Here is a 13,744-nt window from a genome sequence, read left to right as displayed (position 1 = left end):
TGCGTATTAAAAGCTGCCCGCAACCGCTCTTTTCCATTAGCTTTAAGTTTTAATGACCAAACAACCCTTATGTCTTGACTGCCGAAATTCGGCATACCCGTAGACAAGTTACGGACCTAGATATCTATGGATACAAGTCATCGCTGTAAGCAGCTCGATTTTTATGAAACAACATAACCTGAACCGGAGTTCAATATGTTAATTGCTCGTGCAGCGAGCATTACGACAATCGCTAAGGAGATTATTGCTTGTAGCATACACATGCACTTTGCCCAGCGAGTTAATACTGGGGTGTCTGTTGGGGAAAATGCTGTGGTAGTATTGAAGGCTAAGAATAAATAATCCACAAAATGAGGTTTCCAGTCTTTTATAGATTTCGGAACGCCTGCGGTTTCAGTTAAGGCAAGTTGTGTTTGTGGAAATAAAAAGGCAGTTGAGCCTGCGCTTTCTGGAAGCTCTCTCTGTACGGGCCCGCCAGCATCTAAGCTCCAGTACCATAAGGCAAAAACCAGGATATTGGTTGTCCATAAAATTATTGATGAGAAAAGCAAATGGTTGGGGCCAATTTGTCCCTGGAATGTGGCGATAAGTAAGCGACATACAGAAGTAATGGTATATAGCGTAATCAGAATATTAATTGATAAAGCAAGAATGCGATTAATTTGTGAGCTACCACGCCATTGGCTAATTATCAGGGGAATTAATAGTACGGTCACCAAGCCAATAAGTAAGCCTCGCGGGCCCCAATAAAAGACTTTAGGAAGAGCTTCATAGAGCAAGGCCACCACAATAAGCGCAAGCCAGGTTGGCCAGCGCGTATTGAGTTGATTGAAATGATGTGATTTTGTTTTATTGCGATGAGATCCTTTCATCATTGCTCCATTGGAGAATTATCCTTTTTTTACAAATTCTGATTTTAATTTCATAGCGCCAATACCATCAATTTTACAATCAATGTCATGATCGCCATCAACCAGTCTAATATTTTTTACTTTAGTGCCTACTTTTACTACTAAAGAAGAACCTTTTACTTTTAAGTCTTTAATTACAGTGACGGTATCCCCATCATTTAATACTTGACCATTGGCATCTTTAATGATTCGTTCCTCACTCTGGCTGTCATCCGCTTCGTGCTCATGTTTATTCCATTCATAGGTGCATTCGGGACAAATCAATAATGAACCATCTTCATAAGTATATTCTGAGTTGCATTTGGGGCAGGGTGGTAGTGTATGCATGTTTTTTTAAGTCAGTAGTGAAAAAATCAATTATAACATAAACACCTTGATTAGTCTCAGCTGACTAATGGAATGGCAGGTCTGAAGTACAGCATCGTGGCTAGAGAAAACTACTTAGCCTATGATTCATTAATACAGTTCATCCCACAGAAGTAATTGTTTGCCGCCATTCATTTTTCGTTCGAACTGGGTCACATCAAGAGCGAGTGCCGGTGTTTTATTTAAGTGATAGCGTTGGCAAGCCAAATGGAAACGTTTTTTTAATAAATTCGCGAAAATCCCTTCGCCAGACATCCTTTTACCAAATGTCGCATCATAATCTTTACCACCGCGCATTTGCTGAATTAAACTCATGATATGCGATGCCCTTTGAGGGTAGTGTTCATCGAGCCATTCTCTAAATAAATCCTTAACCTCATGGGGTAGTCTGAGTAAGACATAATTGGCATGTTGAGCACCCGCGTGGTTAGCAGCCTCTAAAATTTTTTCAAGTTCGACATCATTGATCATCGGAATGACTGGAGCAACCAGTACGCGGACGGGAATACCGTGCTCAGTAAGTTGCTTGATTGCCCGCAACCTGGCTGTTGGCATGGAGGTGCGTGGTTCCATGATTCTTTTTAACTCTTTAGAAAGCGTAGTGATACTGATTGCTACACTAACCAAGTTGTCTTTCGCCATTGCTGCTAATAGATCTATGTCACGTTCAATCAGAGAGTTTTTAGTGATGATACTTACCGGATGCTTATATTCTCTGAACACTTCAAGTAAACTGCGGGTGATTTTTAGCAAAGCCTCTGCGGGTTGGTACGGATCTGTATTAGCGCCTAAGACAATCGTTTTACAGCGATAGCTGTTTTTTTCAGAAGTTGTGCTGCGTTTTCTTTATAAAAAATTTTGGTTTCAAAGTCGATGCCGGGGGATAAATTAACATAAGCATGACTGGGGCGCGCATAACAATAAATACAACCATGCTCACAGCCACGGTAGGGGTTGATGGATTGCTCAAATGGCAGGTCAGGAGAGTCATTATGAGAAATAATGGATTTAGCTGTTTCTTCTAAGAGCAAAGTTTCAATTTCTGGCAAAGTTTCTTCTTCTAAATCCCAGCCATCATCAAAACGTTCATATTGAGTCGTTTCAAAACGGCCTTCGGGATTACTCAACGCGCCTCTATTTTTGGTTGTAAATTTATCTTCTAAGGGCATCTTTACATAATCCAATAAAGAGCAAAGCAAAGGTGTTTTTTTACCATACTGCATAGAAAAAGACAAATCTGTCTTTGCCTCATCATTTTAATCTTAGGTTCCCCACTAAAAAATCTCATGCGCTATGGGTTCTAATATTTCTTGTGTTTTTGCTCAACTTATTTCAAGATGGATTTAATTTAGAACTGAAAATCGAATTCATAAAAATGTCTGAAAAAATGATTCAGGTGGAAATAATTCCAATAACTGAAGAATACATCGAAGGATTTTGGTCGGCTGTTGATAGCGTTGCGCGTGAGCGTAAGTACCTAGCTTTTCTAGAAGGCCCGCCAATACATACTACGCGTGATTTTGTTCTCCAAAATATTGAAGGAAATTGGCCTCATTTTATTGCAGTATGTGATGGTCGCGTAATTGGATGGTGTGATATTAGTTCACTTGATCGACCCGTTTTCGCTCATGTTGGTTCTTTAGGGATTGGCATTTTAGCGGCTTATCGAGAGCAGGGAATTGGCAAGAAATTAATGCAAGCCGCAATTCAACAAGCAGAACAAAAAGGATTAACACGTATCGAGCTTACTGTGCGGGAGCAAAATAAGCCTGCTATTGCCTTATATAAAAAATTGGGATTTGAGGAAGAGGGCGTCCATAAAAATGCTGTGTGCATCGAGGGAAAATATGAAAATCATATTTTTATGGCGCTGTTATTAGATGATGCAAAAAACTAAGAACTTTGGTTTGGAAAAATAGCTTCGCGTACAGCAAAAAAATCCTACATGGTTAAGAGATTTCTGAATAGCCTTGATTCATTACCTGTTAATGAGGATATTACTCTTATTTTAAAACTAGATTGCCTTCAAGATTTTCTAAAACAAGTAGCTGAAGTGGCATAAATCTCTGAAAACTTATTTCCTCCTGGACAATTGAGCATGGCTTTTGATAATAAATGTAACCTGATAGTCGAAGGCAAGTGATTCATGCACATGATTTTATATAGGGAAGTGCGGGCTTCTATTTCATGCCGTGCCCGACTGTAATCTTGGTTACAGCCCTTAATCTACCTTACCAAACATAAGTCCTTAAATAAATTAAAAAGAAAATATTTTTGACATAGTACCCTTCTGCGCTACACTATACATATAGAACGTGCCCTTGAACATTTTATTCATAAGAGAATTACTATCACTAAATGAGTTGAAATGGTTGCCATATCAGGTTATGCATTACAAAAGAAAATGCGTAATAATCATAATATCGATACTTACTATGCAATTAGAAGTAAAGATAGGTGTCCTGTTTTATTAAAAACACCAAATAATCATCATGTTACAGCTGAAAATCTAGCCGTTTTGCAACATGAATTTAATTTGTTACAGCAACTTGATGCCCCCACAATCATCAAAGCTTATGATTTTTTACAAGATATTCCGGTACCCATTTTAATTTTAGAAAATGTCGAGGGGCTCCTTTTACATTCCTACCTTAAAGATAATCGATTAGATATCGGTGATTTCTGTAAGTTGGCTTTACAGCTAGTAGATATAATAGGTGAGCTGCATCAATTAAAAATTATCCATAAAGAAATAAATCCGTCGAATATCATCATAAACCCAGATAAGTTAACCCTTAAATTAATCGATTTAAGTGTCTGTTCTCAAATTTCAGAAGAAACTTTTGAGTATATGACATTAAATAATCTTGAAGAGGATTTGGCTTATATTTCACCGGAGCAAACAGGACGCATTAATCGCCCTATTGATTATCGTACTGATTTTTATTCTCTGGGGGTTACTCTGTACCAGATGTTAACGAATCAATTACCGTTTCAAAGTAATGATCCGTTGGAGTTAGTTCATTGCCATATTGCAAAAAAAGCACCGCCAGCATTTGAAAAAAGATCGGATGTTCCGGAAATGCTTAATGCGATTATTGATAAGCTTCTGAATAAAATGCCAGAATCACGTTATTCAAGTATCATTGGTTTAAAATCGGATCTTCAGGCATGCCAAGAGCAGTGGGAACGTCAACACTGTATTAAACCCTTTACACTAGGTTTAAATGATACTCGGGATTATTTAAGTATTTCGCGTAACCTATATGGCCGTAATGCTCAAGTCGGGCAATTATTACAAGCCTTTAATCGTGTCAGCAAAGGCAATAAGGAAATTGTGTTAATCGCTGGCTATTCCGGTATTGGAAAAACCTCTTTGGTTAATGAAGTGCACAAAGCCATGGTGCAGCATCGTGTTTATTATATCCAGGGAAAATTTGATCAGATACAACGAAATATTCCTTACAGTGGGATTGTCTCTGCATTTCAAAAATTGGTGAAGCAAGTCCTTGCTCAAAGCGAAGAGCATTTAAACGATCTTAGAACCAATTTATTACATTCTTTAGGCAAAGTAGGTCAGGTAATTATCGATGTTATTCCTGAAATAGAATTAATTATAGGAGCACAACCATCCGTTCCTAAATTAAATCCTAATGATACACAAATACGATTTAATCTGGCAGTCCAAAATTTGATTCGCGTATTTGCGCAACAAAATCATCCTTTGGTTATTTTTCTTGATGATTTGCAATGGGCGGATAATTCATCCCTTCATTTTATCGAAAACCTATTACAAGATCAGGAAACCAATTATTTATTGCTGTTAGGTGCTTATCGTAATAATGAAATTAGCGAGGAACATCCTTTACAGCAAACATTAAATAACATCAGCAATAATAATGTGGCGCGAACACAAATTACACTAGAGCCCTTAGAGTTAAAAAATATTCAGCAATTATTACACGATACATTATTAAGCTCGGTGGATAAGATTCAAGAGTTGGCACAATGCGTTTTTGAAAAAACCGAGGGCAATCCTTTTTTTATTAATGAATTCATTAAACTACTTTATCAAAACAAATTATTGCACTTTTCCTATGAGCAGGGCTGCTGGGAATGGGATTTAGCTAAAATATTGCAACAGAGTGCTACTGATAATGTATTAGACCTACTGACGACTAAGATCCATTGGCTGCCGCAGACCACACAGGAAATTTTAATGCTGGCGGCTTGTTTAGGCCATAAATTTGATTTTGCAACTTTGGTTACCATTAGTGAAAAGACGATTAGCCAAACTGCAGATGGCTTGTATCAGGCAATTAAAGCTAATTTAATTTATCCGATAGACGGAGCCTATCTAACAGAAAATCTGATGAGTTTAGAAGGCATTGTGAATCATGAGCAATTAAGTACTTTATATTATCGATTTGTCCATGATCGTATTCAGCAAGCAAGCTCTGAATTGGTAGAAAAAGATGAGTTGCCCTATCTTCATCTGAAAATAGGTAGATTATTACTCAAAGAAAAAGAACTAACAGAAAATGATGAGCGCTTGTTTGAGGTGATGAAACATTTTAATCAAGGCCTTGCTTTAATCAAAGGCTCATCCGAACGTCTGCAATTGGCCAAATACAATTTATGGGCTGGTCAGAAAGCTAAATCAGCTTCAGCCTATTATGCTGCTAATGAATATTTTTCTGCTGGTATTTCTTTATTGCCAGAAAATTATTGGCAAAATGAAGACGAGTTGGCTTTCCAACTTTATAAAGAGCTGGCTGCATGTAAATATTTGATTGGAGATTTTATAAACGCCAATGACTATTTTAATCAATTGCTTGATCAGGAAAAAAATCCTCTTAAGATTTTAGAAATCAATCGACTTAAAATTGAAATGCTGGCGACCCTAGGTAAACATCGAGAAGCGCTCAACTTAGGATTAAACGCTTTAAAAAGTTTTGGTATTCAAATTCCTAAAAACCCAAAGAAATATCATCTACTAATAGCCATTTATAGAATTAAATTTCAATTGAAAAGGACGCGACCGGAATTTATAGATTTACCTTTAATGAGCGATTTAAAACAAAAGGCGATAGTTAATTTAATCGCGCAGTTACTTAATAGCGCGTTTATTATCGAGCAAAAAATGTTTATTTTGCTTACCTGCATTAATGTACGCTTGAGTTTAAAGCATGGTTATACCGAAAGCACCTCCATGTGTATTCCTGTTTATGCATTTGTACTAATGCATTCTTTGTACTTACACGAGGAAGCACTGTCTTTTGTCAGACTTTATAATAAGTTAAAACAGAAATATGGGGCATCAAATTTTGAAGGTAGGAATCAATTTCTTTTAGGAGAATTTATTGAACCATATCAGTTACCCATGAGCGAATGTAACAAAACAATCATAAATGCCTTTAAGCTAGGCTGTGAAGCGGGTGATTTAGGTTATAGCAATTACAGCAACCTCGCATTGATATCTCATTCATTTATCATAGTCCAAACACTGGACGAAATAAAAGGTTATGTTGATGCTACCTTGTCATTTATGGCACGAACTAAGATTTCTGATTTTGGCAATGTGACACGATTTTGGGGTTATTCCATTCAATGCTTAAAAAATTTGGAGGCTATTCAGCCGGAGCAATTAGCCGCTTTTGAACAACGCATCATTCAAGGAGAGAACAAAACGGAACTGGGCTTTTTCTACTGTTCCATAGCGCGATTACATTTTTTATTCGGCAACATCGACCAAGCCGTGCAAATGGGGCAAAAGCATGAGATTTATTCTGATTATGATAAAGGATTAATAACTCATTTTGATGGTAAGTTTTACTATGCTCTGGCTTTATGCCAATACCTCCATCAATTACCGAAAAAGCAGCATAAACCGATTTTAAAGAAAATAAAGCAATTGAAACAATTGGTTGACAGGTATACTGTCTGGTGTCCTGATAATTTTAAAATGCATTCCTTATTACTTGAGGCGGAATTAGCACAGCTCAATAATCAGGATGCACTTCCTTTTTATGATGAGGCGATTAATAGGGCATTATCTAGCAAGTCGATATTAATTGCCGCGATTGCTAGTGAGCGTGCGGGTTCTTATTGCATTACTCAAAAAGTTGGGCGTGTGGCGCAACTTTACTTACAGAATGCGTATCAATTGTTTAAGAAGTGGGGGGCTTTAGCCAAAGCCCAGTGGTTGGAAGATAGCTATCCAACGTACATTACTAATGAAACTGGATTAGCCAAACCATTACTTTCTCAAAGGGGAGGCCAAAATTTGGACATGCTGGCTATGTTAAAATTTACCCAGTTACTGTCCAGTGAGATCCGTTTGGATAAATTATTACAAAAATTTATCACCATTGTATTGGAAAACTCAGGGGCTCAGAACAGTATTATTTTAACCCGAATCAATGCTAAATGGATTATTGAAGCAGAAGGAAATTCCGAGGAACAAAACATTTATTTAAATAACCTCAAAGAGACTGATCCTGGAGTAAAATATCCCCTTTCCGTTTTGAACTACGTACAGCTAACAAAAAAAGCAATTATTATCAATGATACAAATCAGTCAGATCTTACCTTCAACGATATTTATGTACAAAAAGAAAAACCCAAATCTATTCTTGCAATGCCGATTTTTTATCAAGGTCAGCTCTGTCATATTTTGTACTTAGAACATAAAGACAGCAATGATACTTTTACCTCAAGTCATATAGACAGTTTGCAATTACTTAGCTCTCAGGCTATGACTTCGTTGGAAAATGCAAAGCTTTATTATCAGGTTTCTCACGATCCGCTCACCGGTCTTGCTAACCGCAATATGTTGTATGAACTATTTCAACAAACCGCTATAAAGGCGAGTCCCTCTGGAAAGAAAATCGCCTTATTATTTTTGGATTTAGATTATTTTAAAATGGTTAATGATAATTTAGGTCATGATTATGGAGATAAACTGCTGATCCATACAGCAAAAATATTAAACTCTATTTTAATGGAAGGCGATATTGCCGCACGGATGGGGGGGGACGAGTTCGTCGTAATGCTGACCCATTTTAATTCTAAAGAATATTTAACCTCGGTCGTTGAATGGATATGTCATGAGTTATCTAAGCCTTTTCATGTTGGTGATCATATTTTGCAGACGACAACTAGTCTTGGAATAAGCATTTTTCCTGACGATGCGGAGGACATACAAACGTTGCTTAAATTTGCAGATACCGCGCTGTATCAGGCCAAAGAAAAAGGGCGAAACCAGTTCTATTATTATTCAACCCAATTACTTGAAGATTATCAACGCACACACGGCTTAGATAAAGAATTACAACGAGCTTATGAGAATCAGGAATTCTTTCTGATGTATCAACCTTTTTATGCTTTGGATACCGGAGCAATAATAGGCCTCGAGGCATTGATAAGGTGGAAACATCCTGAGAAAGGAGTTTTAGAAGCTAAAGATTTTATTACGACATTAGAATCAAGCCCTTTAATTAGCCCGGTAAGTGAATGGGTTCTTAAAACGGCTTGCCAACAAGCTAAAATATGGCAGGAAAAAAAGATTTTTTCAGGTTTTATTGCGATTAACTTATCAGCGACACAATTTCTTAATCATTCAATTAGTTCTGTCGTTGCCGATGTTTTAGCAGAAACTCAGTTTGATCCTGCCTTTTTAGAACTTGAAATTACTGAAACTATTGTTCTTACTCATAATGAAAACTTATATAAAGAAATTAAAAAGTTACAACAATTAGGGGTAAATTTAGTTCTTGATGATTTTGGCACTGGTTATTCAGCCTTATCTTATTTAAAACTTTTGCCGGTTAATAAAATAAAAATTGATAAAATGTTTATTGATAATTGTGCTGAAAACTCTTTAGATCAAACGATTATCCACGCGATTACTACCATGGCCCATAAATTAAATATGAAGGTGATTGCTGAGGGTGTTGAAAATGAACAACAGCTTAATACGCTTCATATCCAAGGGATTGACGGCTTTCAGGGCTATGTTTATTCCCGGCCACTTACCAGCGAATGTTGTGAAACCTATCTGGATTCTAAGAAAAAGAGCTGATTTGGTATCAATTTAAGAAATGTTCGTCATGCTTCATCTGAGGGAAGTGAGGATGAAGATGAGGAAGTCTTTGATATTAATTCGTTTTTATTGAACAAGCATTTGAAATAACAGGCAGTTTGAGGTGACCCTAATAGGGAGCATTTTTCTTATCAAACAAAACCGGGCCTTTAAAGAAAAAGGTCGATGATAAAATAATGAGTAAAGCAATCAAAATCCAACTCATTAAATAAAAACAGTCATCCAAAGCAAGGGCGGTTGCCTGGCGATTAAGGTATGAACTGAGCTGGGCAAAGGCATGTTTCCCGGGAAGTGGCACTTGATGTGCTTGTTTCAAAAAATCATTAGTTACGGCAGAGAACTCTGTTAAGCGGCTGCCTAAACGCTCATAATAAAATACTTGCCGACGGTGCCATAGTGTTACAAAAAGTGCGATGCCGATACCGCTACCCCCAAGCCGGATAATATGAAATAAGTTTAAACATTCATGTAGTTTTTCTTTGGGGTAAACCTGTGCTGATAAGCGAAAGAGTGGCGCGAGGAAAAGGCTAAGACCAAAACCAGTTAAAATTCGCGAAATTGCAATGCGGCTAAAATTAATTTGTGCATTAAATTGAGTGGTATATAAACTCGATGCAATTAAAAAAATCAGGGCGATAATCAACGGAAAACGCGGATCATAGGCTTTATAATGAATCATAATTGGCAGCCAGGCTCCTAAAAGCGTTACACCAATTGAAAGAAGCACCCAGAACGGGCTGTAATTAACATAGAGGTGCAGCCATAAGGAAAGCAATATAATCATGCCAAAATAGATGGCAAAGAGCAAACTCACATGCAACATTGCTAAGCAAAAGTAAGCATTTTTCAATAATCTCAAATCGATTAGAGGATAACGATGATTAAGACAACGGAGAACAAAAAATAGGGTGCTGACGCTGCCTATAATTGCTAGAGCACAAACAATAGGGGAGCGAAACCAATCCAACTCTTGGCCTGCAGCAATTACCGTGCCAAAGCAGGTTATTAACATAGCGTAGAAAAAATAACCTGGGTAATCAAATCGGACTCTTTTAACTGCTGGATAGTGTTTTCGGTAACGATAGCCCACAAAAATAATTAAAAAGAAACAATAGATGATGTGAGATAGAAACAACAGTCTCCACTGGTGGTAAAAGGCGATCCATCCCCCCCAACTGGCTGCCAGAACTGGACCTAAAGAAAAGCAGAGTAGCAATAACGAGGTGATAAAGGCTTTATCGCGATTGGGAGCCAGGTCTGGAATAAGCGTATAAGTAATCAAGATATATAAGGGTCCCGAAGCAATACCCTCTAGAAAGCGATATGAAATGAATGAGATATAGTTCGTCGCAAACGCGCATTTCCAAGAAAAAAAGATCATGAGCGCTAAGCACAGGATATAGAGCTGGATAGGTTTCAAGCGAGTACTGTTTGGTTTGCCAAAAGGCACCCCTAACATATTACCAATACAAAAGAAACTGATTGCATAAGAACTGATGTAGGTACTACCACCAAGATTATCAACAATAAAAAGCCCTGCCATAAGTGGCAAGGTCAGGTTAAAAACAACAGCTGCAAGAGAAAATACAAGAGCATAAAGGATCATTGGGCTCTCGTTTTTTTATGGGCTAATTCATTATAAGCAAAGGCGGTTTGCGCATATTTTTGCAGATTCGGATCGATATTGGCAGCAATAATATGGGTAAGTAATTCCTCGACCCCAACTTCTTCCTGTTGAAAAATATCTGTTGAATAACGCGGTGATTCAGTTGTCGCCGTATTATTGAATCCGCCGTCTAGGTTTGAGATATCCGTAGTGGCTTCTAAGGATAATCCCACCCGTAAGGGATGTTTTTTTAGTTCCTCGGGATCAAGGGACACTCGCACTGGAAGGCGCTGCACAATTTTAATCCAGTTTCCCGAAAGGTTTTCGGGAGGCAACAAGGCAAAAGCATTTCCGGCGGCACCAGGTAGGCCGGCTATCTTTCCATGAAAGACTACTGAGCTACCATAAAGGTCAGAGACAATTTTTACCGACTGCCCAAGACGAATATTATTCAACTGGGTTTCTTTGTAATTCGCATTTACCCAGATTTGGTTAAGCGGAATAACCGACATAAGTCCATCGCTGGGAGAGAGCCACATACCGACCTGCACGCTACGTTGGGCGATAATACCATTCACGGGTGCGTAGATTTTGCAACGATAAAGCTGTACCCAGGCATCACGTACTTCCTGAGCTGCAGATTGGACTAAAGGATGTTCAGTGATGGAGGTACCTTGGATAAAAGCAAGTGTTTTTTGGTAATTGTTTTGAGTGCTTTCCAGTGATGCGGCACTAGCGCGTAAATCATCGGCTGCATTTTGATAATCTTCTAATGAGACGCCTTTCATTTGGATTACATCATAGCGGTGTTTAAAGTTTTGTTTTGCTTTCATATGTTCTGCTTTTTTCATTTTAATGTCTGAGGCAAAAACAAAAACATTATGAAATGCCTGACACACATCACGTACGGTTTGCGCTAATTTTTGCTTTGCCTTCTCTAGCGCGATAATTGAGTCCGTTTCATTTAGGGTAACCAAGAGTTGTCCCTTTTTCACATAATAGCTGTCATCAGTATAAATACCGGTTACAAAACCAGGACGTAAGGGTTTAATGGTCACTAAATTGCCTTGAACATAGGCATCAGTTGTATATACTTCGAAACGCCAGATAAAGAGCCAATACAAAAAGAAGCATAAAAAAACGACGCAAAGTGCAATAATCAGCGCAATATGCTGCTGTTTAGCTTTTTTCTTCATGTTGCTGTACCAGTGGAACCTGGGATTGATAATAACCACCACCCAAGGCTTTTGTTAATTTAATTGAAGCGAGATATTGGTTATACAACAAGGTGCTATCCACCAATTGTTTTTGAATCACTTCTTCATGCAAATAATACACATCAAATTGGCTGTCTAAGCCTTTTTGTTGACGCAACCGCACCAGACGATAACGCTGTTGGGCCTGATGGATGATGTCCGCTTGTTCTGCTTTATTCTGATGAATCGTGTCGGCAAAAACCAGTGTGTCCAGGACTTCCTGAGTACTGCGTAAAAGCAAATTATTATAAGCATAAATTGCTGCATCAAATTCTGCTTGCGTAGTTTTAATATTGGCGCGAATTGCTCCTGCAGTAAATATGGGTAAATGAATTGCTGAGGTGAGGCCACCAGTGCCATTGGCAATTTCAAACAATTTGGTCCAAGTCACACTTTGCAATCCAATAAAGCCCTTTAGATTTACATTAGGGTAATAAGCAGACATTGCTGCTCCTGTTTTATAAGCCCAGGCTTTAGCCCGCCAAATTTGTGCCATTAAATCAGGCCTGCGTGCAAGCAGATCGAAGGAAATATTACGCGGGATTTCCAACTTCTTAGGGAGTTGGGGGAATGTTCGCTCTGTTGATAGGGGATGAGCTGGGCTTCGTCCTGCCAGTACATTAATCAAATGGGTATTGTTACTTAATTCTTCATTGATACTTGCCAGCCATTTTTTCGCTTCCATTAAATTTTCTGCAGCAGTAAGCGCTGGCAACTCTGAGGAAAGTCCTTTACGCACCATGAGTTTTTGCAAAGTAACTATGTTTTGCCGTATACGGACTAATTCCTCATATAAATGTTTTCTTAGTAAATTGGTTTTATAGGCGAAATAGGCCTGACTTAGGGCTGTAGTAATAATGAGCTTTACTTCTTCGGCCTCTGCTTCCTGGGCTTTGGCCTTGCCCAATGCCTCGTTCAGCAGATTTCGGTTTTGCCCCCAAAAGTCAAATTCATATATAAATGAAAGTGACAAATCTAATAACGATGTATTGAGAGGAAGTTTGGGATTAAAGGCTCGATATAATCCATGCTTGCTTAAATGCTGTTGCGTGTCTGCTGCATCAAAAAATACCAAGGGGAATAAAGTGGAACGTGTCACATTGGCTTCTTGTTGCGCCACGGTAATTCGGCTTTGTATTTCCTGAATTGATGGATTGTTCGTCAGAGATTCAGCGATTAGTGTATTTAATTCAGATGAGCCATAATTTAGCCACCATTGTTGTTGCGGCCAATTACCCATTAAAAAAGTGGTTTTATTTAGCTGCCCTTTAATTTCATGTTCGATCTTCGGTAGGGTTTTGAGATGTTCAAGTTGGCGTTTTTGCGGTAATGATACAGTGCAACCCAGGAGCACTACTCCCAGACTTAGACAAAGAAACATCCTTATGATAAACCCCATGCACGTATCCTTCGTACAAATTTCTGAGGCATGTGTCCCAGAAGTCTTCTTAATATGCGAGTTACAGTGTAAACGGATATACCGTGCGGAACAAGCGGGTCT

General features: G+C 38.3%; 7 protein-coding genes and 1 pseudogene. 2 read left to right on the top strand and 6 right to left on the bottom strand.

The features are described from left to right. Nucleotides 1–161: 161 nt before the first annotated feature. The 3 genes and pseudogenes from E1P08_RS02890 to E1P08_RS17670 form a co-directional block, all read right to left on the bottom strand. Entirely contained in the window at nucleotides 162–875 is a 714-nt protein-coding gene (locus E1P08_RS02890) for a hypothetical protein (RefSeq protein ID WP_133135506.1), read from the bottom strand. A 15-nt stretch (nucleotides 876–890) separates the two neighbouring features. Further along, nucleotides 891–1,238: a zinc ribbon domain-containing protein YjdM gene (locus E1P08_RS02885; protein WP_133135505.1), complete on the bottom strand. Its 348-nt coding sequence runs from the start codon at nucleotides 1,236–1,238 to the stop codon at nucleotides 891–893. 129 nt (nucleotides 1,239–1,367) lie between these two features. Beyond that, nucleotides 1,368–2,446 (bottom strand): annotated as a pseudogene (locus tag E1P08_RS17670) (PA0069 family radical SAM protein). Between the two features lie 206 nt (nucleotides 2,447–2,652). Here E1P08_RS17670 and E1P08_RS02875 point away from each other — a divergent pair. Both E1P08_RS02875 and E1P08_RS02870 read left to right on the top strand, forming a co-directional pair. Beyond that, nucleotides 2,653–3,174 carry a GNAT family N-acetyltransferase gene (locus E1P08_RS02875; RefSeq protein WP_242602350.1) on the top strand — a complete coding sequence of 174 codons (522 nt, stop codon included), beginning with the start codon at nucleotides 2,653–2,655 and terminating at the stop codon, nucleotides 3,172–3,174. Nucleotides 3,175–3,645: 471 nt separating this feature from the next. Beyond that, the gene (locus E1P08_RS02870) at nucleotides 3,646–9,360 is read left to right on the top strand and encodes an EAL domain-containing protein (RefSeq protein ID WP_133135504.1); all 5,715 of its coding nucleotides are present in this window, start codon (nucleotides 3,646–3,648) and stop codon (nucleotides 9,358–9,360) included. A gap of 130 nt (nucleotides 9,361–9,490) precedes the next feature. Here the strand turns inward: E1P08_RS02870 and E1P08_RS02865 are convergent, their stop codons facing one another. The 3 genes from E1P08_RS02865 to E1P08_RS02855 are packed head-to-tail and all read right to left on the bottom strand — an operon-like array spanning nucleotide 9,491 to nucleotide 13,642. Beyond that, nucleotides 9,491–10,987 carry an MFS transporter gene (locus E1P08_RS02865; RefSeq protein WP_133135503.1) on the bottom strand — a complete coding sequence of 499 codons (1,497 nt, stop codon included), beginning with the start codon at nucleotides 10,985–10,987 and terminating at the stop codon, nucleotides 9,491–9,493. Continuing rightward, nucleotides 10,984–12,183: an HlyD/EmrA/EmrK family protein gene (locus tag E1P08_RS02860; RefSeq protein ID WP_133135502.1), complete on the bottom strand. Its 1,200-nt coding sequence runs from the start codon at nucleotides 12,181–12,183 to the stop codon at nucleotides 10,984–10,986. The genes E1P08_RS02865 and E1P08_RS02860 overlap by 4 nt, the downstream gene beginning before the upstream one ends. Then, nucleotides 12,167–13,642 (bottom strand): efflux transporter outer membrane subunit, encoded by a 1,476-nt coding sequence (locus tag E1P08_RS02855; RefSeq protein WP_133135501.1) that lies wholly within the window; start codon nucleotides 13,640–13,642, stop codon nucleotides 12,167–12,169. Before E1P08_RS02855 ends, E1P08_RS02860 begins: the two co-directional genes overlap by 17 nt. Nucleotides 13,643–13,744: the final 102 nt, after the last annotated feature.

It is taken from the genome of Legionella rowbothamii, from assembly GCF_900639985.1.
GTDB lineage: Bacteria > Pseudomonadota > Gammaproteobacteria > Legionellales > Legionellaceae > Legionella > Legionella rowbothamii.
The sequence above is the reverse complement of the archived record's forward strand: the minus strand, read 5'-3'. Positions and strand labels throughout refer to the sequence as shown.